Origin of the sequence: Rhodopseudomonas rhenobacensis (assembly GCF_014203125.1) — a bacterium.
Taxonomy (GTDB): domain Bacteria; phylum Pseudomonadota; class Alphaproteobacteria; order Rhizobiales; family Xanthobacteraceae; genus Rhodopseudomonas_A; species Rhodopseudomonas_A rhenobacensis.
Map to the genome: position 1 here is coordinate 104,233 of NZ_JACHIH010000001.1, position 23,868 is coordinate 128,100.

23 protein-coding genes and 1 riboswitch are annotated in these 23,868 nt (G+C 66.2%); of the genes, 8 read left to right on the forward strand and 15 right to left on the reverse strand.

The genetic code is table 11. The features are described 5' to 3' along the window. Positions 1 to 199 precede the first annotated feature (199 nt). Positions 200 to 799 (reverse strand): 2-hydroxychromene-2-carboxylate isomerase, encoded by a 600-nt coding sequence (locus HNR60_RS00510; RefSeq protein ID WP_184253116.1) that lies wholly within the window; start codon positions 797 to 799, stop codon positions 200 to 202. 205 nt (positions 800 to 1,004) lie between these two features. On the opposite strand from HNR60_RS00510, the gene HNR60_RS00515 reads away from it, so the two are divergent. Then, the gene (locus tag HNR60_RS00515) at positions 1,005 to 1,673 is read left to right on the forward strand and encodes a glutathione S-transferase (protein WP_184253118.1); all 669 of its coding nucleotides are present in this window, start codon (positions 1,005 to 1,007) and stop codon (positions 1,671 to 1,673) included. 179 nt (positions 1,674 to 1,852) lie between these two features. Here the strand turns inward: HNR60_RS00515 and HNR60_RS00520 are convergent, their stop codons facing one another. Beyond that, positions 1,853 to 2,749 carry an SDR family oxidoreductase gene (locus HNR60_RS00520; protein WP_184253120.1) on the reverse strand — a complete coding sequence of 299 codons (897 nt, stop codon included), beginning with the start codon at positions 2,747 to 2,749 and terminating at the stop codon, positions 1,853 to 1,855. Positions 2,750 to 3,117: 368 nt separating this feature from the next. Further along, on the reverse strand, positions 3,118 to 4,881 hold the full coding sequence (ggt, locus tag HNR60_RS00525; RefSeq protein WP_246432759.1) for a gamma-glutamyltransferase: 1,764 nt from the start codon (positions 4,879 to 4,881) through the stop codon (positions 3,118 to 3,120). An 84-nt stretch (positions 4,882 to 4,965) separates the two neighbouring features. On the opposite strand from ggt, the gene HNR60_RS00530 reads away from it, so the two are divergent. Continuing rightward, entirely contained in the window at positions 4,966 to 6,354 is a 1,389-nt protein-coding gene (locus HNR60_RS00530) for an MFS transporter (RefSeq protein WP_184253122.1), read from the forward strand. 206 nt (positions 6,355 to 6,560) lie between these two features. Here HNR60_RS00530 and purH read toward each other — a convergent pair whose 3' ends face one another. The 3 genes from purH to HNR60_RS00545 form a co-directional block, all read right to left on the reverse strand. Further along, positions 6,561 to 8,153 carry a bifunctional phosphoribosylaminoimidazolecarboxamide formyltransferase/IMP cyclohydrolase gene (purH, locus tag HNR60_RS00535; protein ID WP_184253124.1) on the reverse strand — a complete coding sequence of 531 codons (1,593 nt, stop codon included), beginning with the start codon at positions 8,151 to 8,153 and terminating at the stop codon, positions 6,561 to 6,563. A gap of 26 nt (positions 8,154 to 8,179) precedes the next feature. Beyond that, a riboswitch (ZMP/ZTP riboswitch) is annotated at positions 8,180 to 8,261 on the reverse strand. A gap of 89 nt (positions 8,262 to 8,350) precedes the next feature. Continuing rightward, entirely contained in the window at positions 8,351 to 10,105 is a 1,755-nt protein-coding gene (locus HNR60_RS00540) for a heparinase II/III domain-containing protein (RefSeq protein ID WP_184253645.1), read from the reverse strand. Between the two features lie 273 nt (positions 10,106 to 10,378). Further along, on the reverse strand, positions 10,379 to 11,731 hold the full coding sequence (locus HNR60_RS00545; protein WP_184253126.1) for an RsmB/NOP family class I SAM-dependent RNA methyltransferase: 1,353 nt from the start codon (positions 11,729 to 11,731) through the stop codon (positions 10,379 to 10,381). 289 nt (positions 11,732 to 12,020) lie between these two features. Between HNR60_RS00545 and HNR60_RS00550 the strand changes: the two genes are divergently transcribed. Beyond that, a complete protein-coding gene (locus tag HNR60_RS00550) occupies positions 12,021 to 12,251 on the forward strand; it encodes a DUF1674 domain-containing protein (protein WP_184253647.1) in 231 nt (76 codons plus the stop codon). 31 nt (positions 12,252 to 12,282) lie between these two features. Here HNR60_RS00550 and HNR60_RS00555 read toward each other — a convergent pair whose 3' ends face one another. Both HNR60_RS00555 and HNR60_RS00560 read right to left on the reverse strand, forming a co-directional pair. Further along, positions 12,283 to 12,549: a Txe/YoeB family addiction module toxin gene (locus HNR60_RS00555; RefSeq protein ID WP_184253128.1), complete on the reverse strand. Its 267-nt coding sequence runs from the start codon at positions 12,547 to 12,549 to the stop codon at positions 12,283 to 12,285. 10 nt (positions 12,550 to 12,559) lie between these two features. Next, positions 12,560 to 12,820 carry a type II toxin-antitoxin system Phd/YefM family antitoxin gene (locus HNR60_RS00560; protein ID WP_011470515.1) on the reverse strand — a complete coding sequence of 87 codons (261 nt, stop codon included), beginning with the start codon at positions 12,818 to 12,820 and terminating at the stop codon, positions 12,560 to 12,562. 117 nt (positions 12,821 to 12,937) lie between these two features. Between HNR60_RS00560 and HNR60_RS00565 the strand changes: the two genes are divergently transcribed. Further along, a complete protein-coding gene (locus HNR60_RS00565; RefSeq protein WP_184253130.1) occupies positions 12,938 to 13,531 on the forward strand; it encodes a thermonuclease family protein in 594 nt (197 codons plus the stop codon). Positions 13,532 to 13,535: 4 nt separating this feature from the next. Here HNR60_RS00565 and HNR60_RS00570 read toward each other — a convergent pair whose 3' ends face one another. Then, positions 13,536 to 15,287, reverse strand: coding sequence for an alkaline phosphatase (locus HNR60_RS00570; RefSeq protein ID WP_184253132.1), 1,752 nt, complete (start codon positions 15,285 to 15,287; stop codon positions 13,536 to 13,538). 276 nt (positions 15,288 to 15,563) lie between these two features. Continuing rightward, positions 15,564 to 16,901 carry an argininosuccinate synthase gene (gene argG, locus HNR60_RS00575; protein ID WP_184253134.1) on the reverse strand — a complete coding sequence of 446 codons (1,338 nt, stop codon included), beginning with the start codon at positions 16,899 to 16,901 and terminating at the stop codon, positions 15,564 to 15,566. On the opposite strand from argG, the gene HNR60_RS00580 reads away from it, so the two are divergent. Further along, positions 16,900 to 17,037, forward strand: a complete 138-nt coding sequence (locus HNR60_RS00580; RefSeq protein WP_184253136.1) for a hypothetical protein — start codon at positions 16,900 to 16,902, stop codon at positions 17,035 to 17,037. The two genes, argG and HNR60_RS00580, sit on opposite strands and share 2 nt — an antisense overlap. Before the next feature lie 25 nt (positions 17,038 to 17,062). On the opposite strand, the gene HNR60_RS00585 is transcribed toward HNR60_RS00580, so the two are convergent. The 5 genes from HNR60_RS00585 to HNR60_RS00605 form a co-directional block, all read right to left on the reverse strand. Beyond that, complete coding sequence (locus HNR60_RS00585) at positions 17,063 to 17,839, reverse strand: phosphatase PAP2 family protein (RefSeq protein WP_184253138.1); 777 nt, start codon at positions 17,837 to 17,839, stop codon at positions 17,063 to 17,065. 60 nt (positions 17,840 to 17,899) lie between these two features. Continuing rightward, positions 17,900 to 18,373: a hypothetical protein gene (locus tag HNR60_RS00590; RefSeq protein WP_184253140.1), complete on the reverse strand. Its 474-nt coding sequence runs from the start codon at positions 18,371 to 18,373 to the stop codon at positions 17,900 to 17,902. Between the two features lie 181 nt (positions 18,374 to 18,554). After that, on the reverse strand, positions 18,555 to 19,751 hold the full coding sequence (gene rlmN, locus HNR60_RS00595) for a dual-specificity RNA methyltransferase RlmN (protein WP_184253143.1): 1,197 nt from the start codon (positions 19,749 to 19,751) through the stop codon (positions 18,555 to 18,557). 199 nt (positions 19,752 to 19,950) lie between these two features. After that, a complete protein-coding gene (locus tag HNR60_RS00600; protein WP_184253145.1) occupies positions 19,951 to 20,574 on the reverse strand; it encodes an invasion associated locus B family protein in 624 nt (207 codons plus the stop codon). A 69-nt stretch (positions 20,575 to 20,643) separates the two neighbouring features. Further along, entirely contained in the window at positions 20,644 to 20,856 is a 213-nt protein-coding gene (locus HNR60_RS00605; protein WP_184253147.1) for a hypothetical protein, read from the reverse strand. Between HNR60_RS00605 and HNR60_RS00610 the strand changes: the two genes are divergently transcribed. From HNR60_RS00610 to HNR60_RS00620, 3 genes are all read left to right on the forward strand, one after another. After that, positions 20,855 to 21,829 (forward strand): NADPH:quinone oxidoreductase family protein, encoded by a 975-nt coding sequence (locus HNR60_RS00610; protein WP_184253149.1) that lies wholly within the window; start codon positions 20,855 to 20,857, stop codon positions 21,827 to 21,829. The genes HNR60_RS00605 and HNR60_RS00610 overlap by 2 nt on opposite strands. A 75-nt stretch (positions 21,830 to 21,904) precedes the next feature. Continuing rightward, positions 21,905 to 23,146 carry a flavin monoamine oxidase family protein gene (locus tag HNR60_RS00615; RefSeq protein WP_184253151.1) on the forward strand — a complete coding sequence of 414 codons (1,242 nt, stop codon included), beginning with the start codon at positions 21,905 to 21,907 and terminating at the stop codon, positions 23,144 to 23,146. Between the two features lie 169 nt (positions 23,147 to 23,315). Next, entirely contained in the window at positions 23,316 to 23,825 is a 510-nt protein-coding gene (locus HNR60_RS00620; protein WP_184253153.1) for a GNAT family N-acetyltransferase, read from the forward strand. Positions 23,826 to 23,868 lie beyond the last annotated feature (43 nt).

Consider the following 23,868-nt stretch of genomic DNA (forward strand, 5'->3'; position numbering starts at 1 on the left):
GTTCTCCTCACTCAACGATGAAGGATTTGCGGCGAAATCAGTCGGAAACGATGCCTCAACTCGTCATTGCGAGGAGCTCTTGCGACGAAGCAATCCAGGGCCCCGCATGAGGCCCCTGGATTGCTTCGCTCTTCGGCCGGCGCACCGCGCCGTCCTCGGCTCGCAATGACGGCAGGCGCACGTCCGGAATCGCCGGTCACTACCCATACATCTCCTCGACCTCGCGCAATTGTTCCTTCCCAAAAAACATCTCGTCGCCGACGAAAAACGTCGGCGCGCCGAATACGCCGCGCGCCACTGCGCGTTGGGTGTTGTCGATCAATTTCGCCTTGACCTCCGGCTGCTGCGCCTGTGCGAACAGTTTGTCGGCGTCGAGCCCGGATGCCGTCAGCGCCTGCAACGCCACCTCCGGGTCATCCATCTTCTTCGGCTCCGCCCACATGTGATGGAACGCGGCGTCGATATAGCGCGCGAACACGCCGTCCTGCTGCGCCGCCACCGCGGCGCGCATCAGGTTGAGCGTGTTGACCGGAAAATGGGGATTCCACACATAGGGCGTGATATGGTAGCGCCGCACGAAGCGCTCGGTTTCAAGCCTGTAAAACTCCGGCTTGTTCTTGACCCCGGCCAGCGTTTCCGCCGGCGAACGGTTGTTGGTGGCCTTGAAGATGCCGCCGAGCAGCACCGGCACGTAGTCGAATTTGACGCCGATCCGGGCTTCGATCTCAGGGATCGCCTGGTGCGCCAGATAGGCGTTCGGACTGCCGACATCGAACAGGAATTGCGGCGGCTGGCGCATGGTTTTCTCCCGGGCGCGGCGGGTCGGCCGCTTTATATGATCATGATCATTTAACCCAGCCTATCCGATCGGTCCGGCCCGATCAATGGCCGCCGCGGCCGCCCACCACCACCGCGACACGACATCCGGTGCTATAGATCGGCGGCGGCGCTCGACTTTTGCCGGGCGGACTGCCACCACGGAGCCGTCGTCAAGGAGGGATCTCATGCTCACCGTTCACCACCTCAACAATTCACGCTCGCAGCGGGTGCTGTGGCTCCTGGAAGAACTCGGCGTGCCTTACGAGATCGTGCGCTATCAGCGCCAGCCGGACATGCTGGCGCCGCCGGAACTGCGCGCCATCCATCCGCTCGGCAAATCCCCGGTGATCACCGACAACGGCGCCACCATCGCGGAATCCGGCGCCATCATCGACTACATCATCACAGCCTACGGCAACGGCCGGCTGATCCCGCCGCCCGACACCCCGGAGCGGCTGCGCTACACCTATTGGCTGCACTATGCCGAAGGCTCGGCGATGCCGCCGCTGCTACTGAAGCTGCTGTTCACCATGATCCCGACCCGCGCGCCGGCGCTGCTGCGGCCGTTGGTGCGGATGATCACCACGCCGGTGCTGACGACGTTCATCGAGCCGCAATTGCAGCAACACATGGCGTTCTGGGAAAGCGAACTCGGCAACAGTGAGTGGTTCGCCGGCTCCGAGTTCACCGCCGCCGACGTTCAGATGAGCTTTCCGTTGGAGGCGGCCTCGGCGCGCGGCGGGCTCGACGGCAGATATCCGAAGACGCAGGCTCTGCTCGAGCGCATCCACGCCCGCCCGGCCTACGCCCGTGCGCTGCAAAAGGGCGGGCCGTATACGATCGGCCAAGCGTAGCAGCAGATCGAGCGATTGATGTTGAGCGTGTCCCGGACGCCGAGCAGCGCGCTTGCGCTGCGAGGCGAGCCGGGACCGTTCCAGACGCTGCCGTCGTAACGGCCCCGGATCTGCGGCGCAGCATGCCGCCAATGCGGCGTGCTGCGCCGCGTCCGGGGCACGTCACCAAATTGGGTCCGCTACCCCTTCGCCTTCGCGGCATCGACCGAGGGCAGCGCCATCACGCTGACGCCGGGCGGCGGCACGTCGTCGTCCGGCACGAAGAAATCCGACATCAGCGGCACGCTCGGATCAACCCGGTAGCGCTCGAAATCGGTGACGCCCGCGGCATGCAGCACCTTGTCGTCGATGCAGAATTGCCCGGTGAACTCGCGCGACGGCTTGCAGAAGATCTCATAGGCCGCGTCGCCCATGATCTCCGGGGTGCGGCTGGCGCGCATCATGGCGTCGCCGCCTAAGAGATTGCCGACCGCGGCGGTGGCGATGGTGGTGCGCGGCCACAGCGCGTTGACGGCGATGCCGGCGCGCTTCTGTTCGCCGGAGAGCCCCAGCACGCACATGCTCATGCCGAACTTCGCCATGGTGTAGGCGGTGGAGTGTTCGAACCACTTTTGCTTCATGTCGAGCGGCGGCGACAGCATCAGGATGTGCGGGTTGTCGGCCTTCTTCAAATGCGGGATGCAATATTTCGACACCATGAAGGTGCCGCGGGTATTGATCCCCATCATCAGGTCGAACCGCTTCATGTCGGTATTTTGTGAGTTGGTGAGACTGATCGCGCTGGCATTGTTGACGCAGATATCGAGCCCGCCGAATTCGGCGACGGTTTTGTCGATCGCGGCGATCACCTGGGCCTCGTCGCGGATGTCGCACAGGATCGGCAAGGCGTTGCCGCCTGCCGCGCGGACTTCGTCGGCGGCGGTGTAGATCGTGCCGGCAAGCTTCGGATGCGGCTCGGCAGTCTTGGCGGCGATCGCCACATTGGCGCCGTCGCGCGCCGCGCGCAACGCGATCGCCAAGCCGATGCCGCGGCTACCGCCGGAAATGAACAGCGTCTTGCCATTCAGTGATGCCATGTTTCGTCCCCTCGGTGCATGCGCGGTTTCCGCGCTGCAATGCTTGTAAGTCGGGATCGGTGAGAATTGAAGCGCAACGGCGACGATCGCCGCTCTGCCGCTAGGCACCCCCACCCCCGACCCGTCCCCGCAAGGGGGAGGGGGGCGCGCCGCGTTGCGGGGAAGTTATGCCCCTCTCCCAAGAGTGCGCCGAGGCTAAGTGCGAAATTATTCCGCTTCAAGGAAACAGGCCTCCTGCCAAAGCGCCCCGAAGCCGCTGCTGAGTAGTCGTTGGCGCCTCCGCGCATGCTGCCTGCTCCCCTCCCCCTTGCGGGGAGGGGTCGGGGGTGGGGGTATGTGTTTGACGGTGCCGATCAACGCATAGCGCGCTACTCCGCCACGGCCGCCGCCCCGCGGGTGCGTGGGTCCGGCGCGCCGCGGACGCCGTCCTTGGCTACGAAAATCGAATTCGCCGAGGTCTGGCCCAGCGGCGCCACGACGACGTGGCCCTTGGCGCGCAGCGCGGCGATCACCGCTTCGGGAAAGCCGTGCTCGATCCGCACCTCGTCGGGCAGCCATTGATGATGCAGCCGCGGCGCCGCCACCGCGGCAGCGATGTCCATGTTGTAGTCCAGCACGTCGACGATCACCTGCAGCGTCGTGGAGATGATCCGGCTGCCGCCCGGCGACCCTGTCACCAACACCACGCGGCCGTTCTTCAGGACCAGCGTCGGCGACATCGACGACAGCGGGCGCTTGCCCGGCCCCGGCAGATTGGCCTCGAAGCCGACCAGCCCGAAGGCGTTCGAGGCGCCCGGCGCCGCGGTGAAATCGTCGAGTTCGTTGTTCAACAGCACGCCGGTGCCGTCGGCGACGAGGCCGAGCCCATAGCTGAAATTCAGCGTGTAGGTGTTGCTGACCGCGTTGCCGTCGGCATCGACCACCGAATAATGCGTGGTGTTTTCGCCCTCGCGCGGCGGCAGCGCCGGCAAGGCGTCGGTCCAGGGCGTGGCGCGGTCGGGATCGATGCCGGCGCGCTGCTTCGTCGCATAGTCCTTTGATAGCAACGCCGCGAGCGGCGCGTCGACGAAGGCCGGGTCGCCGAGATAGCGCGCGCGGTCGGCATAGCCGCGCTTCATCGCCTCGATCAGCAGGTGAAGCGAGGCCGCGGAGCCCTGTGGAAGTTCGCGCAGTTGAAAGCCTTCGAGAATGTTCAGGCTCTCGATCAGCACGGTGCCGCCGGACGACGGCAGCGGCATCGCCACGATATCGTAACCGCGATAAGTCCCGCGCAGCGGCGCCCGCAGCACCGGCTGATAGGCTTTCAGATCGGCGGGCGTGATGATGCCGCCGGCGTCGCTAATGCCGCGCGCGAGCTTCTCGGCCACCTCGCCTTGATAGAATCCGTTCGGCCCCTGGTCGGCGATCGCGCCGAGCGTCGCGGCGAGATCGTGCTGCACCAACTTGTCGCCGCCCTGCAGCGACGTGCCGTCGGCCCGCGAGAAGATTTTCTGCGTCGCTGGCCAGCGCGCCAGCCGCTTGTGCCAATCCGGCAGCGTATCGGCGGTGTCGTCGGCAATCACGAAGCCGTCGCGCGCCAACGCGATCGCCGGCTGCAGGATGTCCGCGAGGGTGAATTTGCCCGAGCCGTATTTCTGCAGCGCCAGCGCAAGCCCTGCGACGGTTCCCGGCACGCCGATGCCGAGCGCGGAATCGCGCGACTTCGCGTTGTCCGGCTTGCCGTCTGGCCCAAGAAACATGTTGCGCGTGGCCGCGGCCGGCGCGGTCTCGCGATAATCCAGCGCGATGTCGTCGTTCTCTTTGACGCGATGGATCACCATGAAGCCGCCGCCGCCGAGATTTCCCGCGCGCGGATACGTCACGGCCAGCGCAAAGCCGGTGGCGACCGCGGCGTCGACGGCGTTGCCGCCCTTCGCCAGAACATCGCGGCCGATCGTGGCGGCGAGCCGCTCCTGCGCCACCACCATGCCGCGCGCGCCGGCCACCGCGGGCGCAACCGCCGCCGGCATCGCGCCGCCGCGGATATCCTGGGCTTGCGCGCCAGCGCCAACGAGCCCGAGCAGCGCCGTCACAACGCTGCAACACACCAGCCGCAGAACGGACCGCGACCTCGGCGGACTTAATCTCACCATGAACACCTTCTCATTGCCGAGGATGCTATATTGCTTCCGAGGCGATAAGCAAAACCTCGACCATCATTCGGGAGGAACTTGGGCATGGCGGACAGCCTCGCCGCCGGCGCGCCACACGCCGCCGCCGCACCACGCTATCCGCGGCGCTCCGCGGTGGTCGGCTGGATCCTGTTCGATTGGGCGGCGCAGCCTTATTTCACGCTGATCACCACCTTCATCTTCGCGCCGTATTTCACCACGTTCGTCGCCGCCGATCCGGCGCAGGGCCAATCGCTGTGGGGTTTTGCCACCGGCGCTGCAGGACTCGTGATCGCGCTGGCCTCGCCGGTGCTCGGCGCGATTGCGGATGCCTCCGGCCGGCGCAAGCCGTGGATCTTCGGCTTCGGCGCGCTTCTCGTGATCGGCTCCTGCGCGATGTGGTTCGGCCGGCCCGGTGACCAAAGCGTGATCCTGCCGCTGCTGATCGCCTACGGCGTAGCGACCATCGGCGTCGAATTCGCCACCGTGTTCAACAACGCGATGATGCCGCATCTGGTGCCGCCGGAGCAGATCGGGCGATTGTCCGGCACCGGCTGGGCCACCGGCTATGTCGGCGGCATCCTGTCGCTCGTTCTGGTGCTGGGATTTCTCGCCGGCAGTCCCGAAACCGGGCGCACGCTGTTCGGCCTCACGCCATGGTTCGGGCTCGACCCTTTGACGCATCAGGGCGACCGCATCACCGGGCCGCTGACCGGGATCTGGTTCGTGATCTTCGTGCTGCCGATGTTTCTTTTGACGCCGGATTTTCCGGCCAAGCGCAAGCTCGGCGCCGCGGTGCGCGAGGGCCTGCGCGAGCTTAAGGAAACCTTGCGCGAACTGCCGAAGCATCGCTCGATGGCGATGTTCCTGCTCGCCAACATGATCTACACCGACGGCCTGGTGTCGCTGTTCGCATTCGGCGGCATCTACGCCGCCGGCACCTTCGGCTGGCACACCCTGCAGATCGGCAGCTTCGGGATTCTTTTGGCGATCGCCGCCACCTTCGGCGCTTATCTCGGCGGCAAGCTCGACGACGCGCTGGGGCCGAAGCGGGTGATCGCCGGCAGCATGATGTTGTTGCTGATCGCGGTGCTCGGCATCCTGTTGATCGAGCGGGATTCCATCCTGTTCATTGCGGTGACGCCGCCGCAGCCCGGCGGCGCGCTGTTCGCGGCGCCCGCGGAAAAGGCTTATCTGTTGCTCGGCTGTCTGATCGGCATCGCCGGCGGGCCGCTGCAGGCGGCGTCGCGCTCGCTGTTGATCCACATGGCGCCGAAACACCGCATCGCGCAGTTCTTCGGGCTGTTCGCGCTGACCGGAAAAGTCACCTCGTTCATCGGCCCGATGCTGATCGGCGCGGTGACCGCAATCACCATGAGCCAGAAGGCGGGAATGGCGGTGCTGGTGCTGTTCTTCGTCGCCGGGCTGGCGTTGCTGGCGAAGGTGCGGAGTTAGTTCGGCGCACCGGGCCGCTCCACACTCCGCCGTCATCGCCCGGCTTGACCGGGCGACCCAGTATTGCAGAGCGCTTATTGTTGACCTCTGACGCTCTGCAATACTGGGTCACCCGCTTTCGCGGGTGATGACGGGTGTTAGTGTCGTAAGCGCGGTGCGCTATCGCATCATCCGACCTCTCCCCGCAGGCGGGGAGAGGTACGTTATCAATGCCTAAAATGCCGCACGCCGGTGAACACCATCGCGATGCCGGCCTCATCGGCCGCCTTGATCACCTCATCGTCGCGCACCGAGCCGCCCGGCTGGATCACCGCGGTGGCGCCGGCTTCGATGCAGGCCAGCATGCCGTCGGCGAACGGGAAGAACGCATCGGAGGCCACCACCGAGCCCTTGGTCATCGGCGCGGCGAGCTTCAGCTCGACGGCTGCGTCTTGCGCCTTGCGCGCCGCGATGCGTGCGGAGTCGACCCGGCTCATCTGCCCGGCGCCGATGCCGACGGTCGCCAGATCCTTGGCGTAGACGATGGTGTTGGACTTCACATGCTTGCCGACCCGGAAGGCAAATTTCAGGTCGCGCAGTTCGGCCTCGGTCGGCTGCCGCTTGGTGACGACCTTCAGCGCCATGTCGTCGACCACGGCGTTGTCGCGGCTCTGCACCAGCAGGCCGCCGGCGACGGTCTTGTAGGTGAGCCCCGGCGCGCGCGGGTCCGGCAACTGCCCGGCCAGCAGCAGCCGCAGATTCTTCTTCGCGGCGACGATCGCGATCGCCTCGTCGGTGGCGTCGGGCGCGATGATCACTTCGGTGAAGATCTCCGTGATGGCGCGCGCGGCCTCGGCATCCAGCGTGCGGTTCAGCGCCACGATGCCGCCGAACGCCGACGTCGAATCGCAGGCCAGCGCCGAGCGATAGGCGGCGAGCAGGCTGGAGCCCTCCGCGACGCCGCACGGATTGGCGTGCTTGACAATGACGCAGGCCGCGGTGCGCACGGCGTCGAACTCGCCGATGCACTCATAGGCGGCGTCGGTGTCGTTGATGTTGTTGTAGGACAGTTCCTTGCCCTGGATCTGCCGCGCCGTGGCGACGCCCGGGCGCTTCTCCGGCGTGGCGTAGAACGCCGCGGTCTGGTGCGGGTTCTCGCCGTAACGCAGCGACTGGATCAGTTTTCCGCCGATGGCGCGGAAGTCCGGCGCGTCGGTTTTCAGCTGCAACGCGAACCAGTTGGAGATCGCGGCGTCATAGGCCGCGGTGCGCGCATAGGCCTTGGCGGCGAGCTTTTTGCGCAACGTCAGCGTGGTGGCGCCGTTGTTGGCGGCGAGTTCGTCGAGCACCGCCTGATAATCGGCGGCTTCCACCACCACCGCGACGTCGTCGTGGTTTTTCGCAGCAGCCCGGATCATCGCCGGGCCGCCGATGTCGATATTCTCGATGCAGTCTTCGTAGCCAGCGCCTTTATCGACGGTGGCCTCGAACGGATAGAGATTGACCACCAACAGATCGATCGGCGCGATGCCGTGGTCGGCCATCGCCTTGACGTGTTCGGCATTGCCGCGGATCGCCAGCAGGCCGCCATGCACCTTCGGATGCAGCGTCTTGACCCGGCCGTCCATCATCTCGGGAAAGCCGGTGAGATCGGAGACGTCCTTCACCGCAAGCCCGGCAGCGGCGATCGCCTTGGCGGTACCGCCGGTAGAGACCAGTTCGACGCCGTGGCCGGCCAGGGCGCGGGCGAAGTCGATCAGGCCCGCTTTATCGGAAACGGACAACAGAGCGCGAGTAATACGGCGGGGATGGTCGGTCATGGGGCAATGTCCTCGATGGGTAAGGATGATTTTGCCCAGGCGCGCGGCAGCTTGGTCCCGCGCTTCCCGATGGTGCTCCATCCAAGGTCGCCAGTCGCGCGGGCGAGGGCTGGTTAGCAGCTTTCTCCGCGCGCCTCAACGCCTCAATAGGCGGAGCGTCGCGCCCGCATAAGCCCCATGCGAACAACAATCGCCGCCTACAGCGGCAATTCCGCCTGGTTGCGGGCGCTTCGCCGCGCGACGGTGGCGGCCGGCGAACTCGGCGAGCGGACGAAGCTCCAGCGTACCGACGCGGTGTGCCGGGCGTCCTGCCGGATCACGATCTGCACGGTGCGGCGCGGCCCGTCATTGCCGGCCAGAAACACGCTGTCCTCGAGCTCGACCTTGTCGTCGAGCGCCTCGAAGGTCCAGACTTCGCGGTTCGGCAGCACCAGCATCACGCCGCGGGCGTCGGTGAGCCGGCTGGCCTTCACCGCGGGGTGCAGATGAAACCGCACCGCATAGCCGGTGTCGCTGCCCTTGAGCCGCGCGCCGGGCGCCGGGGCCACGGTGTGCTCGCCGTCCAGCCGCGAGCCGTCGGCCGCAACCATCAGCACGCGGCGATGCGTCACCCCGAACCGCGACTGATAGCCGTCATGCGACATGTTGAGCATCACGCCCTCGGCGCCGACCTCGCGATAATGCTCGACACGGGCCGGGCCGGAGACGATCGGCGCGCCGTTGAGGAAGCGCTTCATCGAGGTGCGCTCGACGAACTGGCACGACGAGGTTTCCCGATAGGTCACGGTGGAATGCGCCGCGGTGCCGCGGGCGAAGCTGCGCCAGTTCTCCCGCCCGGTGGCGGGGATGCCGCAATTGACCACGACGCGGCAACCGGCGACCGACATTTCGAACGACAGACAGCCGGCGTGGGCCTCGTCGCTGACGCTCGGCGGCGGCGGCGGCCCGGTATCGACGATCACCGTCATGGTGCCGGCGTCGAGCCGCTGATATCCGGTGTGCGGCATGCTCGCCATCGGATTGCCGTGGGTGTCGTCATAGGCCAGCAGCGTCGCCAACAGATCCGACGGCGCGCTCGACATGCCGTTGAACAGCGCGAAGCTGCCGTCGCCGTGGCGGAAGAACCGCAGCATCGGCATCATCCGGTCGATCGCGTTCAACAGCGCCGGCGGCGGCGCGATATTTCGCGCGGCAAAAGTCTGCCGCAGCGGCAACAGGTCGATCATCAATTCGATCAGCGCGCCGGGATTGCGCGAGATGTGGCCGCCATCGGCCAGAATCTGCCGCGCCAGTTCGTCGGACAGTTTGCGCGAGGTGGCGCGGATGTGGCGCGCCTGGTTGGCGAGGCAGAGCGAGGCGTAGCACAGCGCGATCAAGACCTGCAGCCGCGGCACGCCGTCGGCGATGTCCGGGGTGATGTAGCGCAGGCTGCGGATCTCGCGGGTCAGGCCGCGCAGGTAGCGGCGATAGAACCGGCCGTCGGTGTCGCTGAGCACCAAGGGCGCCTGCGACAACAGCGAGATCACCCGCCGCGCCAGCACGTCGGGGCGCCGGCCGACCGGCCGGTTGTGCGACATGTTGGAAATCCAGTCGTCGACCAGCGAACGGGCGTTGGCACGGGTGATCGCGGTGTCGGCGGCGCGCAGATGGCGCAGCCAGCCGAAGCCGAGCAGCGCCACCTCCCAGTCCTCCGAGGGCGGCGCGTAATCGAAGATCGAGCGGCCGTGGCAGGTGACGATCTTGCCGGCGAACACGAAGCGCCCGGCGTAGATTTCGGCGGCGCGGGTGGCGTCGGCGGTGCGCAGATCGTGCGGCGCGATGATCAGCCGGTCGGTGCGGCCGGGCCACAGCCGCGACACCGCCACCGACCCCGCCGAGACGCGCGCCTTCAGGTTGCGCGCGAAACGGCCCAGGATCAGCGTCGATAATCGTCTGCGATAGGCCACCGACACCTGCGCTAGTGCCCCGAATCCGAAGTTCGCTTCACGTGGCGGCACCCTCTCTCATGACATTAGGATTGACGTGGATGCCTGGCGCCCCACCGAAACGAGCAACTCGACCGGCGGGACCCGCGCAAAGACCGAACAACGTTGTGAACCAGAACGAACCAGAGTTAACGAAAATTCTCTGCAATTCTTTTAATCCGGAAACGGCCGGGCGCACCATCCCGCGCGCGTCCGCCCGGCGAACACCGGGAACCCCAGGCCTTACGGAAAACCTATCGACTACAAAGCCTTGACCAGCCGCGCGGCATAGAAGCCGTCGAGCCCGCCGAGCCGGGCATCGGGGTGCGGCAGGTGGCACGGCAGGGTTCGCAGCGCGCCGTCGGCGGTAACGAGCTCGGAAAGCCCGGCGACTTCGCTGGCGTCGACCGGCGCGCGGCGCATCCCGGAATTGCCGGCGAGCAGCGCCGCGATGGCGTCCTCGCCTTCCTCCGGCTCCAGCGAACAGGTGCAATAGACCAGGGTTCCGCCAGGCTTCAGCAGCGTCACAGCCTTCTGCAGCAGCCGCTGCTGCTGCGCCGCCAGCGCGGCGATGTCGGTTTCCTGCTTCAGCCAGGCGACGTCGGGATGGCGGCGGATGGTGCCGGTCGAGGAGCACGGCGCGTCGAGCAGCACGGCGTCGAAGCCGTCGCCGCCTTTGCCGGTCCACTCGGCGGCATCGGCCACCGCGGTCTCGGCCGGCAGCCCGAGCCGGGCGAGGTTTTCACGCAGCCGTGCGACGCGGCTCTGCGAACGGTCGATCGCCGTCACCCAGGCGCCGGCGTTGCAGAGCTGCGCGGTCTTGCCGCCGGGCGCCGCACACAGATCGACGACGGATTTGCCGGTGAGATCGCCGAACAGCCGCGCCGGCAAGGCGGCGGCGGCGTCCTGCACCCACCATTCGCCGTCGTCGAAGCCCGGCAGCATCTTGACCGAGCCCTGCAACAGCGTTCGCACCGTGCCGGTTGGAAGAATCTCGCCGTGCAGCCGGGTGGCCCAGGCTTCGGCGTCCGACTTCACGCTAAGATCGAGCGAGGGTTCCTCGCCGATCGCCTTGGCGATGGCGCGCGCGGTGTCGGCTCCATAGGTCGCGGTCCAGCGCGCCAGCAGCCAGGGCGGCACATCGAGCGACTGGCCCTGCAGCTCGTCGATCAAAGGCTGGCCTTCGCGGGCGCAGCGCCGCAGCACGGCGTTGACCAGGCCGGCATATTTCGAAGCGCGGCGATCGGATTGCACCAGCCGCACCGAGAGATCGACCGCGGCGTGATCCGGCACGTCCATCCACAGAATCTGCGCGGCGCCGATCAACAGCGCGCTCTGCGCCCGCGGCGCATCGGTCGGCAATCCGCGATCGAGCAGCCGCGACAGCACGTGGCCGAGCGTACCGAGCCGGCGCAGGATGGTGGCGACCAGCCGGCGCATCAGCGCGCGGTCGCGATCCGACAGCGCCTTCAGCCCGGGATGGGCGGTGGCGCCTTCGAGCTGATCGTCGAGCGTGCGGTGCTTATGCAGCACGCCGTCGAGAATGTCGGCGGCGATGCGACGCGCTGCGAGACCGGGCACCTCGGCGGCGGGTGCGAATCGGGTTGACGACATGGGGTCAGATTATCACGTGAGAGCGGGCAACGGGACGACGGCGTGCGCCATCGTGCGGCCGGTCTTGATGGCATGCGAATATGCCAAATGTAAGAATCGTCCGGCGGTCCGATGGTCGGCTTGCGCCGCAACGCTGCGGCTGCTGGAAACCGGTTTGCGATCGCAGCCCACCGGGCTTATTCAGAAGACCGCTGGCTGTCTGAAGCTGCCGGCGATAAGGAAAATGTCACGCCGGCTCCGTTGCGGGACCGATGCTGAGAAGCCGATTGCGAAGCTGGACGAGCTGCCGATGACCGACGAGTCCGACACCACCCCTGCCGAAGCAGCCGCCCCGCCGCGCAAAGAGCTGCCGCCGGCGGCACAACGGGCGCTCGCCGAAGCCGCGGCGCGACGCGCCGAAGCGGATGCCCATGCCGCCGCCGAAGCTGCAGCGCGCGCCCATGAGGTCAACGGCCCGAAGGGACCGGAACCGACCCGCTACGGCGACTGGGAAACCAAAGGCATCGCCTCGGATTTTTGAACGGCGGTGGATCCCAGCGACGGTGAGGCGCTCAATAGTGGTAGCGGCATTGGGCGATTTCGATTTGCTGATCTTCCGCCTTGCCCACCACCCGGTAGATCAAACGATGCTCCCCTGAGATTCGCCGCGACCACCAACCTTTGAGGGTGTGTTTGAGTGGTTCAGGCTTCCCTATGCCCTTGAATGGGTCGCGCTTGATATCCCTGATAAGATCGTTGATCGAGACCATTAGCTTTTGATCTGTGGCTTGCCAATGCAAGTAATCCCGCCAGGCATCCTCGGTCCAGACCAGCTTCATGGGTCGCGCACTACTCGGTCGGCTCGATCAACTCCCGCGCGGTTAAACGGCCTGCATCGGCCTCTTCGATCGATCGCAACAGTCGAACCGCGTTGGCCGGGCTTTTCAACAGATGCACCGTCTCCATCAGACCGTCGTAATCATCCTCTGCCATCATCACCACGGTTCGGGCATTTTGACGGGTGACGTGAAGCGGTGCGCGGCTATCACACACCTCGTCCATGTAACTGGCGAGGTTTTTTCGCAACTCACTGTAAGAAATATGGGACATTTCGCGCTCCCCTAGTCGTACCAATATTTGTACAAACGTCGGTTTTGTCAAGATTGACCATTGACGCAACCACAGATTGCACTTGCCCCACCGCCCGAATCAATCTATCCTAGGAATATGTACCCATATTCTAGAACGAACCCGGTACGTTTGACCCCGCGCTCGCCATGGCGCGTACGGTTCTCCGCGGCGTTGCCGTGGGTGTTCGTGCTCGGCATGGCGGCGGGCACGATGCTGCCGGCGCGGCACTGGATTCATTGGCCGTTCCCGAGCGCGACCGACTCATCGTCATCGGCGCAGCGCGAGCGCGAAACTGACGCGATCTGGCAGCGCGCCGGCAGCGCCGGGGCGCGGCATCCGGTCGACGTGATCCGCACGCTGGACGGCGACACTTTCGAGGCGCGGGTGCATCTGTGGCCCGGGCTCGACATGACCACGCGGGTCCGGCTGCGCGGCATCGACGCGCCGGAATTGAAGGCGCAATGCGCCCAGGAGCTGAAGCAGGCGGAGGCCGCAGGCCAAGCGTTGCACGAGCTGCTCGGCGAGGGCGAGGTGACGATCTACAATATCGGCCCGGACAAATATCAGGGCCGCGTCGTCGCCGATGCCGCGACCAAGCGGACGCCGAACGTCTCGGCCGCCTTGCTGGCCAACGGGTATGTCCGCGCCTATGGCGGCGGCCACCGCAACGGCTGGTGCGGAGTGCGGTGACCGATCAATCCTTCGGCGCAGCCAGTCCGAGCGCTTCGGCGATCACCCGGAACACTTCGGTATTGTCCATCGAGCCGTGCACCCGGTCGCTGCCGGGGCCGACCGCGGTCAGGATCACGTCTTCGCCGGAATGCACGCTGGCGTTCATCATCGCCGGCAGGTTGCCGAACCGCAACACCGCGCCCGGCACGTCCTTGTATTTATCGTTGGCCTTGAAGGTGCCCGCCGCCTCGGCCTTCTCGGTCGGCTCGTTCGGATTGTCGAGCTTCGGCCGATAGGTCTCGTAGTGGTCCGGCAGGCTCGCCGAGAAGATCGCCAAGCGGCGGTTGACGTCGACCCGTGCCGGATAGCCGTCCTTGTCGGGCGCCGGATAGTCCGGGAAGCCGGCCTTCTCATAGACGCCGACCCGCTCGCGCAGCGGCACGTTCGGCACCGTGGTCATGTCGTCGTTGATGGTGCCGACCAGCGCATTGGGATGGTTGTGGTCGGCCAAGACCAGGATCAGGGTGTCGTCGCCCCGCGCGGCCGACCAGTCGCGCGCCTGGCGCACCGCATTGTCGAGCATGATGGTGTCGTAGACCGCGCGTTCCATGTCGAGCGCATGGGCGTATTTGTCGATCAGCCCGGATTCCACCATCAGGAAAAAGCCGTTGGGATTCTTCGACAGCACGCCGAGCGCGGCGGTGAGCTGCTCGGTGAGATCCGGCTGGTCGGGATTTTTCTTCACCCCGCCGCCCTTGAGAAATTTGCGGTCGAGCACGCCGTCCATATTGCCCGGCGCGAACAGCCCGATCAGCTTCTGGGTGTCGGGTTTGGCTGCGCCGAGTTCGGCCGCATTGGTCGCCACCGCGTAGCCGGCGTCGCGGAACTTGGCGACGTAGTCGGTGTCGTCGTGGCGCTTCGATCCCGGCGTGCCCTTCGGCAGGAAATTCGCAGCACCGCCGCCCATCAGCACGTCGGGCTTGGCGGCGAAATATTGCGCGACGATTTCGTCATAGGCGGCGCGGCGCCTGGTATGCGCCAGCATCGCCGCCGGGGTGGCGTCCTCGATCTCGGTATTGGTGACGATGCCGATCGCCAGCCCCTGCTTGCGCTTGGCAAGGCTGCCGATGGTCTCGACCTGCGGATCGTCGAACGGGCTCGCGGTACGGTCGGCGTAGACGCCCATCGCATTGACCGCGGTCTTGTGGCCGGTGGCGTAAGCCGAAGCCGCATTGGCCGAATCGGTGATGATCGAGTCCGAGCCCGCCGTCGCCACCAGCGCCATCTGCGGCATGTCGTCGATCGCCAGCTTGCCGAGGCTCTTGCCCTCGCTGATTCCCTTGGACAACAGCCGCGCCGCGATGCGGTGCGCCGGGGACAGCCCGTCGCCGATGAACAGGATGACGTTCTTGGCCTTGCGCGGCCCGGTGTCGTAGACATTCCAGGCGATGCTGCGGCTCAAGCTGCCGTCGCCGGCCTCGATCACGTAGCGGCCGGGCTTGGTCAGCGCGACGTCGCGCAACAGCAGCGCCGATTGCTCCTTGCCCTCCTCGCGGGCGATGAACTCGGCCGCGCGGCCGAAGGCGGCGGTGGTGTCGGCGCCGTTGACGGTGACCTTGATCTTGGCCGGATCGACGACGCCGGGAAACTCGACTTTGAAGTCGAATTTGGCGCCGGCCAAGATCTCGGCGCGGTCAATCGGATAGATCGTCTGCGCCGACGCGGCCGTTCCCGACATCAGAATGGCAAAGGTGGCGGCAAGCGGTTTGATCATCGTAAAGGCCCCGGGCTGAGAAAGCGCGGAGCGTAGGATGGCTTTGTGACAGCTGGATTACGCAGCCGATGCCGTAAACGAGGCGTCATTCCGGGGCGCGAGGGCGCAGCCCGAGCGAACCCGGACTCTTGCGGCAAGCCGGAGTATCAAGGCTGAATACCGGGCGAGATTCCGGGTTCGCTTGCCGCTGGCGCGGCTCGCGCCCCGGAATGACAAATTTGAATGCGGCCTGATAGCTGCGCTTGCGCCGGCGGAACGTGCCGGCGGACGCCCGCTTCAGCCCTTGTCGCTCTCGAGTTTCGGAATGTGCGAGCCCTCGCCGGCCGAAAGAAGGCCCGACTTGGCGTAAAGATCGAGCTTGGCGCGAGTGTCGGAAATATCGAGATTGCGCATCGTCAACTGGCCGATGCGGTCCGCGGGCGTGAATGGCGCGTCCTCGACCTTCTCCATGCTCAGCCGCTCCGGCGCATAGGTCAGATTCGGGCTCTGCGTGTTCAGGATCGAGTAGTCGTTGCCGCGGCGCAGTTCCAGCGTCACCTCGCCGGTGATGGCGCGCGCCACCCAGCGCTGCGCGGTCTCGCGCAGCATCAAGGCCTGCGAATCGAACCAGCGGCCCTGATACAGCAGCCGGCCGAGCCGCATGCCGCTGGTGCGGTACTGCTCGATGGTGTCTTCGTTATGGACGCCGGTGACCAGACGCTCATAGGCGATGTGCAACAGCGCCATCGCCGGCGCCTCGTAAATGCCGCGGCTCTTCGCCTCGATGATGCGGTTCTCGATCTGATCGCTCATGCCGAGGCCGTGGCGGCCGCCGATCGCGTTGGCCTCGAGGAACAGCGCCACCGGATCGGTAAAGGTCTTGCCGTTCAGCGCGACCGGCTGGCCTTCCTCGAACCGCACCGACACCTGCTCGGCCGCAACCGCGCAATCGTCGCGCCAGAACGGCACGCCCATGATCGGGTTGACGATCTTGATGCCGCTGTCGAGGTGTTCGAGATCCTTGGCCTCGTGGGTGGCGCCCAGGAGATTGCTGTCGGTCGAATAGGCCTTCTCGGAGCTCATCTTGTAGGCGAAGCCGTGGGCGGTCATGAACGCCGACATTTCCGCGCGGCCACCGAGTTCGTCGATGAACTGCTGATCGAGCCAGGGCTTGTAGATCCGCAAGTCCGGATTGGTCAGAAGCCCGTAGCGGTAGAACCGCTCGATATCGTTGCCCTTGTAGGTGGAGCCGTCGCCCCAGATGTTGACGCCGTCTTCCTTCATCGCCGACACCAGCATGGTGCCGGTCACCGCGCGGCCGAGCGGCGTGGTGTTGAAATAGGCGATGCCGCCGGTGGAGACGTGGAAGGCGCCGGCCTGAATGGCGGCGATGCCTTCGTGCACCAGCTGCGCGCGGCAATCGACCAGCCGGGCCTTCTCGGCGCCGAACTCCATCGCCTTGCGGGGAATCTCGTCGTAATCGGCCTCGTCGGGCTGGCCGAGGTTCGCCGTATAGGCAAACACCCGGGCGCCCTTCTGCTTCATCCACAACAGCGCCGCTGAGGTGTCGAGCCCGCCCGAGAATGCGATGCCGACGTTTTCTCCCTTGGGCAGGCTCTTCAAGATCGTAGTCATGGACATTCCAATCGGCTGGGTCGGTTCGGGCGGGGCGTTTTCGGGCGAGGCGGACCGCTTCGCGGCAGGAAAACGCGTCAAAACAGGAGTCTGGCTGCGCGAATATCAAACTTCGCAGGCAGGGGCACGCGTTTAATCGCGGCGGGCCGCCGCAAAGGCGATCACGGCGCCGGCGCCGGGCCGACGTCGCGGCCGCGGCGTTTTTGCCGCCAGCGATAGCCCGGCCAGGCAAAGCGGGTCAGCGCGGCGTCGATCCCGGCGTCGGAGAACCGGGTCGACGCCCAGCGGTAGATCAGGCCGTGCAGCAGCCAGATCACCAGAAACGTCACTAGGCCTGCGATCGCCACGTCGGTGAAGAAATGCCCGCCGAACGCCATCCGCAAGCCCGAGGTGACGACGCCGAACACGGTCGCGGCCGCATAGGCGGCGGGCCGCCACGGCGCCGGCGCCAGCGAGGCCGGCGCATAGGTCCAGAACGCGGTGGCGCCCTCGCCGGAGAAGAACGAGCAGTTCTTCGGGCAATCGCCGCGCGGGTCCCACCACGGCACGAAATGGTTCTGGCCGCCGAATTCGGTGACGAAGATCGGCCGCGGCCGGCCCCAATGGCTCTTGAAGGTGAGGTTGGTGAGGATGCCGGCGGCGAGTGTCATCGACACCAGGAGGAACATCACGGTGCGGCCGCGCACCAATAGCGGTCTGTCCGGCCACACCAGCTTGATCACCAGGGCGATGATCGAGGGAGCGGCGAACGCCCAGGCGATCCACATCGCGGCGTCGCGGGCGAAACTCGCCGACGCCACCGATTTCAGCGGGAAGCTCTTGGTTTGCGCGTCATAAAACAGCCCGGCCAGCCAGAGGTCGAGCCCGGGAAAGATCCCGAACAGAAGGCCAATCCCGGCAAACAGCCCGAGCGCGATGAAAAGTCCGGTGCGGTTCATGAGCTGCGGTTTAGCCGAGCGGGCGGGACATGAAAAGGCGGGCGGGCGGGGAGGCTCAGCCTACGGCGTCGCTCGCGGCGCCGGCGGCAGCGCGCGCGGCGGTTCGCGCCAGGCGCCGGCGTTGCGGCCGGCGATTACCCAATACACCAGGCCGGCGACGATGCCGGCGCCGGTCATGATCTCGAGGTGGCGGCGGACGATGCCGTCGAACCGCATCGAGCCGGGATCGAACGGCAACAGGCCGAGATAGCAGGCGAGCCCGACCGCGGCGCCGCCCAGCGCATAGGCCAGGATGCTGCGGATGTTGAACGCCTCGGTGATCAGCACCACGATCAACGCCGGCAACAGCGCAAAGCCCGACACGAAGATGAAGCCGAAGCCGAAGATGATGTTGAGCGCGTCGGGATCGATCGGCTCGACGCCCATATCGCTGAATTCCGGATACAGCATCGCGCCGACCACGATCATGCCGGCGACCAGCGAGGCGCCGAGGAAGCCGAACAGGATCACGAACAGCCGGCCGATCAGCGCCATGATGGTCCATCCCAGCGCGAAGCAGGCGCCTTGCAACGTCCGATGCCCCTCATCCCGAGGAGCCCGGCGAAGCCCGCAGGGCGGAGCCGAGCGTCTCGAAGGATGAGGATCGTGCGCTCATGGTTCGAGACGCGCGCGAAGAGCGCGCTCCTCACCATGAGGGCCTCCTGAAAATCGCCCATCAATCCGTCATCGCCATCGCGCGCAGCGCCTCGCGCTCGCGCGCCGTCAGCTTCTCGGTTTCCGACTTCAATTGCCCGCAGGCGGCCAGAATATCGCGGCCGCGCGGCGTGCGCACCGGGGAGGAATACCCGGCGTTGAAGATGTATTCGGAGAATTTCTCGATCTGGTCCCAGTCCGAACATTTGTAGGCGGTGCCCGGCCACGGGTTGAACGGGATCAGGTTGATCTTGGCCGGGATGCCCTTCAACAGCTTGACCAACAGCTTGGCGTCGTCGAGCGAGTCGTTGACGTCCTTCAGCATCACATATTCGAAGGTGATGCGCCGCGCGTTGGAGGCGCCGGGATAATCGCGGCAGGCCTGCAGCAGCTCGGCCAGCGGATATTTGCGGTTCAGCGGCACCAGCTCGTCGCGCAATTCGTCGCGCACCGCGTGCAGCGAAATCGCCAGCATCACGCCGATCTCTTCGCCGGCGCGCACGATGTTCGGCACCACGCCGGAGGTCGACAGCGTCACCCGGCGCCGCGAAATGCCAATGCCTTCATTGTCGGAGACGATCAACAGCGCGTCGCGCACCGCGTCGAAATTGTACAAGGGCTCGCCCATTCCCATCATCACCACATTGGTGACGAGACGATTGCCGTTCGAGGTTTCGCGATCCGCCCAATCGTTCAGCCGATCCCGCGCGACCATTACCTGGCCGACGATCTCGCCGGCGGTGAGGTTGCGCACCAGCTTCTGGGTTCCGGTATGGCAGAACGAGCAATTCAGCGTGCAGCCGACCTGCGAGGACACGCAGAGCGTGCCGCGATCGGTCTCGGGGATATAGACGCACTCGACCTCGTGGGCCTTTTCGCCGGCGACGCCGCTCGGCAGCCGCAGCAGCCATTTCCTTGTGCCGTCGTTGGAGATCTGTTCGGCCACCACTTCGGGCCGCGCCACCGTGAAATGCTCTGCCAATTGGCCGCGCATCTCCTTGGAGATGCTGGTCATTTCGGAGAATTCCGCAACCCCGCGAAAATACATCCAGTGCCACAGCTGCTGCGCCCGCATCTTGCGCTGCGAGGCGGCGACGCCGATGCCGCCCAGCGCCTCGGCGAGTTCCGCGCGCGACAGCCCGATCAGCGACGGTTTTGCCGGCGGCACATAGGTTTCCAGCGCGGTCTTTTCGAGCAGGGCCGGGGAAGCTTGGGTCATTGGATCACATTCGTAGGGTGGGCAAAGCGAAGCGTGCCCACCAGCGGCACCAATGGTGGGCACGGCGCTGCGCGCCCTTGCCCACCCTACGCATCGGTTTCATCGACCACGCAAGAAACGTGTATGGCCGGGACGAGCCCGGCCATGACGATGGAATTTCAAACCCTATATAGCAGCCGGGACGGCGAATTGCGACCCTTTACCGGCGGCATTCCTGGGCCAGCTTGTCCAGCGCCTGGGCCAGCCCCTTCAGCGAGAAGGTGTCGATGGTCGACGTGCCCTTGGCCGAGACGCCCTTGACGGTAACGTCCGGCGCCCGGCGCATCGCCTCGACCATGCGCTCTTCCTCGGCGGCGTTCTTGATCCACAGCCCGTCGCCCTGGCTGTACATCGCATAATTGGCGCCACCGATTTCGAGGCTGGATTCCGAGCCGGGCTTCAGCGTGTAGCCGATCATCACCGAGACCTCGTTGACGACCTTTTCGGCCGGCCGGGTCGAGATGAAGGCATAGGCCGGATCGCGCGGCCGGTTCGGCGGATTGGTTTTCGACGATGAAGGCTTGGCCAGCGCGAAACACACCTTGCGGCCGTTCGGGCTCGCCACATAGGCGCCCCAGGTGCCGAACTGGCCGATCAGTTGCGGCTCCGCGCTGCCGGTCGACGCCGCAGCGGGCGCCGGTTTCGACACCGGCTTCGCCGCAGCGGGCTTCGCCGGCGCCGATTTCGCACCCTTCGGAGACGGCGTCTGCGCCAGCGCCAGGGTCGATACCCCGCACACCAGCCCGCTCGCCGCCAGACCTATCAACAATCGCCGCACGCACATAGCAGCCTCGTCCCTTATCATTGTGACTGCATAATGGCCCGGCACCCACAGCGAACTCGTCGTCCTGCCTTAACCGGATTGGGCGATTCTGGAAAGCCGGCGCGACGGCTTGTCCAAGCTCGGTCGCGCCGAGCGATTTTCAATCGGTGCGGTGATGCCACGCGGCGGAATGACGTCGTCGCTGCCGCCGATCGAATCCAATTGTCCGGGGCCGGCAAATCCGGCAAGAAGCGCCGAGGTTGAATAATCGACTGTCAAAAAAACGAACCTGGGTGGATTCATGAAGGCAATTCTGTGCTCCGACTATTGCGGCCCCGATGATCTGGTGCTCGCCGACATCGCCGATCCGGTTGCGGCCCCCGGCGAAGCGGTGATCGCGATTAAAGCCGCGGCGCTGAATTTCTTCGACATCCTGATGATCCAGGGCAAGTATCAGATCAAGCCGCCGTTGCCGTTCTCGCCGGCCGCCGAAGTCGCCGGCGTGATCGAAAGCCTGGGCGACGGCGTCAGCGATCTCAAAGTCGGCGACCGCGTGGTGGCGTCCTGCGGCTACAACGGCGCGCGCGACAAGATCGCGCTGCCGGCCGCCTCGATCGTGAAGATCCCCGACAATCTCGATTTCGACCGCGCCGCCGGCGTCATCATCACTTACGGAACCGCGCTGCATGCTTTGGAAGACCGCGCCCGCCCGAAGCCTGGTGAAACGCTCGCGGTGCTCGGCGCCGCCGGCGGCACTGGTTTGGCCGCCTGCGAACTCGGCAAGCTGATGGGGCTGAAGGTGATCGCCTGCGCCTCCTCCGACGAAAAGCTCGACTTCGCCAAACAGCACGGCGCCGAGCTGACGCTGAACTACGCGACCGAGGATCTCAAGGACGGCCTGAAGCGGCTGACTGGCGGCAAGGGTGCCGATATCATCTTCGATCCGGTCGGCGGCAGCTACGCCGAAGCCGCGTTGCGCGCGATCGCCTGGGAAGGCCGCTTCCTGGTGATCGGCTTTGCCGCCGGCGACATTCCCAAAATGCCGCTCAATCTGGCGCTGCTGAAAGGCTGCGACATTCGCGGCGTGTTCTGGGGCGCCTGGGCCAAGCTCAACCCGGCGAAGAACCGCGCCAATCTGGAGAAGCTGGTGCAGTGGACCGCCGAGGGCAAGATCTCCTCGCATGTCGACCGCAGCTTTCCGTTGGCGCAGACCGCCGACGCGCTGAAGGTGCTGGCCGGCCGTCAGGCGATGGGCAAGGTGATCCTGCATCCGTAAGCGCGCAATGGCGCGCGCGTCATCGCCGCGCCATCGCAACTTGCGTAGGATCGCCGACGAATCTGGAGACCGGCGATGTCACTGCCCAGCGAAGTCGATATCGCCATCATCGGCGCCGGCGCCGCCGGGCTCGGCGCCGCGCACGCGCTGCAGGGCTCCGGTCGCTCGGTGCTGCTCCTCGAGGCGCGCGACCGCATCGGCGGCCGCGCCCACACCATCCTCGCCGCGCCAAACATCCCGTTCGACGTCGGCTGCGAGTGGCTGCATTCCGCGGATCGCAACAGTTTCGTCGGCATCGCCACCAAACTCGGCGCCGCGATCGACCGCTCGCGCGCCTCGTGGCGCGAGCACGCCTTCGACGTCGGGTTTTCGGCGCGGGACCACGCCGCGTATTACGCAGCCCAGGACGCGTTCTACGAGCGGGTCGAGGCTGCCGCGGATTTGCCGCAAGACTCCGCGGCGGCCGATTGGCTGGAGCCGGGCAATCCCTGGAACCCGCTGATCGACGCGATCTCGACCTACATCAACGGCTGCGAGCTCGACCAGGTGTCGTGCTTTGATACCGCCGCCTATGAGGACAGCGACATCAACTGGCGGCTGCAGGCCGGTTACGGCGCGCTGATCACGGCCTATGGCGCGCCCTGCCCGGTGGCGCTGAACGCCGAGGTGACGCTGATCGATCACTCCGGTCCGCGCGTCAAACTGGTGACGTCGCAGGGCACGCTATCGGCCGAGAGAGTCATCGTCACCGTGCCGACCAATCTGATCGCCGACGAAGCGATCAGGTTCGCCCCGGCGCTTCCCGACAAGGTCGAGGCCGCGCGCGGCCTGCCGCTCGGCGTCGCCGAGAAAGTGATGCTGGCGCTCGACGAGCCGTCGCAGGCGCATCACGGGCTGCCGGTCGATGGTCATCTGCGCGGCGCCACCAACCGGGTCGGCACCGGCAGCTACAATCTGCGGCCCTATGGCCGGCCGGTGATCTCGGGATTTTTCGGCGGCCGCTTCGCGCGCGAGCTGATCGAGCAGGGCGGCGACGCGCTGGCGCAGGCCGCGATCGACGAACTGGTCGGGCTGCTCGGCGCGGACTATCGCAAACGGCTGCGGCCGCTGGCGCAGTCGCGCTGGCTGCACGACCCCTTCGCCCGCGGGTCCTACTCGCACGCGCTGCCGGGCCACGCCGACGCCCGCGCCGTGCTCGCAGCAGCGGTCGACGACCGGCTGTTGTTCGCCGGCGAAGCCACCTCGCCGCACGCCTTCTCCACCGCACACGGCGCCCGCGACTCAGGCGCCCGCGCGGCGCGCGAGGCGATCGGCTAGTCGCCGTGCGTCCCGCGTCGTACCGCAATGGTCAATTGCGCACGCCTTTGCCGGTGGATCTGTTCGGTTTTGGTACAGATCAGGGTGGACTGATGCAAAAAATCCACACGTTAACCGATAATTAACGATGGACCTTGATGCCGGGGCCGGACCTTGCTTTGATCAGCCCATGAGCACAACCCTGATCGAGGTTCGACCGGCCAAAGCTGCGGATGCGTCCGCGGTGGCCGCCACCCATGACGACGCCTGGCGGTCCGCCTATCAAGGCATCATCCCCGGCGCCGAGCTCGAAAAGCTGATCAACCGGCGCGGCCCGAACTGGTGGGACTCGGCGATCCGCAAAGGCAGCCGCGTCAGCGTGCTGTGCTTCGGCGACAAGGTCGCGGGCTACGCCAATTACGGCCGCAACCGCGCCCGCAGCCTGCAGTTCGAAGGCGAGATCTACGAGCTCTATCTGCGCCCGGAATTCCAGGGCCTGGGCTTCGGCCGCAGGCTGTTCACCGCGGCGAAGCGCGACCTGGTGCAGAGCGGGCTGAAGAGCATGGTGATCTGGGCTTTGTCCGACAACGAACCGGCGACGGAGTTTTATCGCGCGCTCGGTGGACGTATGGTGGCGCGCTCCTCGGAGCGATTCGGTGCGAAGTCGCTCGACAAGGTGGCGTTCGCCTGGTCACACTAATCACGCCAATCCCCTGACCCGCGCGGCGCAGCCCGCGGCGTCT

Coding starts and splice junctions, on each gene's coding strand:
- HNR60_RS00585 (WP_184253138.1), bottom strand. CDS start 17,839: ATGAACCGCACCGGACTTTTCATCGCGCTCGGGCTGTTTGCCGGGATT.
- rlmN (WP_184253143.1), bottom strand. CDS start 19,751: ATGACCCAAGCTTCCCCGGCCCTGCTCGAAAAGACCGCGCTGGAAACC.
- HNR60_RS00565 (WP_184253130.1), top strand. CDS start 12,938: ATGTACCCATATTCTAGAACGAACCCGGTACGTTTGACCCCGCGCTCG.
- HNR60_RS00560 (WP_011470515.1), bottom strand. CDS start 12,820: ATGTCCCATATTTCTTACAGTGAGTTGCGAAAAAACCTCGCCAGTTAC.
- purH (WP_184253124.1), bottom strand. CDS start 8,153: ATGACCGACCATCCCCGCCGTATTACTCGCGCTCTGTTGTCCGTTTCC.
- ggt (WP_246432759.1), bottom strand. CDS start 4,881: ATGGTGAGATTAAGTCCGCCGAGGTCGCGGTCCGTTCTGCGGCTGGTG.
- HNR60_RS00580 (WP_184253136.1), top strand. CDS start 16,900: ATGGACATTCCAATCGGCTGGGTCGGTTCGGGCGGGGCGTTTTCGGGC.
- HNR60_RS00550 (WP_184253647.1), top strand. CDS start 12,021: ATGACCGACGAGTCCGACACCACCCCTGCCGAAGCAGCCGCCCCGCCG.
- HNR60_RS00520 (WP_184253120.1), bottom strand. CDS start 2,749: ATGGCATCACTGAATGGCAAGACGCTGTTCATTTCCGGCGGTAGCCGC.
- HNR60_RS00570 (WP_184253132.1), bottom strand. CDS start 15,287: ATGATCAAACCGCTTGCCGCCACCTTTGCCATTCTGATGTCGGGAACG.
- HNR60_RS00615 (WP_184253151.1), top strand. CDS start 21,905: ATGTCACTGCCCAGCGAAGTCGATATCGCCATCATCGGCGCCGGCGCC.
- HNR60_RS00620 (WP_184253153.1), top strand. CDS start 23,316: ATGAGCACAACCCTGATCGAGGTTCGACCGGCCAAAGCTGCGGATGCG.
- HNR60_RS00545 (WP_184253126.1), bottom strand. CDS start 11,731: ATGTCGTCAACCCGATTCGCACCCGCCGCCGAGGTGCCCGGTCTCGCA.
- HNR60_RS00590 (WP_184253140.1), bottom strand. CDS start 18,373: ATGGCGCTGATCGGCCGGCTGTTCGTGATCCTGTTCGGCTTCCTCGGC.
- HNR60_RS00605 (WP_184253147.1), bottom strand. CDS start 20,856: ATGAATCCACCCAGGTTCGTTTTTTTGACAGTCGATTATTCAACCTCG.
- HNR60_RS00515 (WP_184253118.1), top strand. CDS start 1,005: ATGCTCACCGTTCACCACCTCAACAATTCACGCTCGCAGCGGGTGCTG.
- HNR60_RS00555 (WP_184253128.1), bottom strand. CDS start 12,549: ATGAAGCTGGTCTGGACCGAGGATGCCTGGCGGGATTACTTGCATTGG.
- HNR60_RS00610 (WP_184253149.1), top strand. CDS start 20,855: ATGAAGGCAATTCTGTGCTCCGACTATTGCGGCCCCGATGATCTGGTG.
- HNR60_RS00600 (WP_184253145.1), bottom strand. CDS start 20,574: ATGTGCGTGCGGCGATTGTTGATAGGTCTGGCGGCGAGCGGGCTGGTG.
- argG (WP_184253134.1), bottom strand. CDS start 16,901: ATGACTACGATCTTGAAGAGCCTGCCCAAGGGAGAAAACGTCGGCATC.
- HNR60_RS00510 (WP_184253116.1), bottom strand. CDS start 799: ATGCGCCAGCCGCCGCAATTCCTGTTCGATGTCGGCAGTCCGAACGCC.
- HNR60_RS00530 (WP_184253122.1), top strand. CDS start 4,966: ATGGCGGACAGCCTCGCCGCCGGCGCGCCACACGCCGCCGCCGCACCA.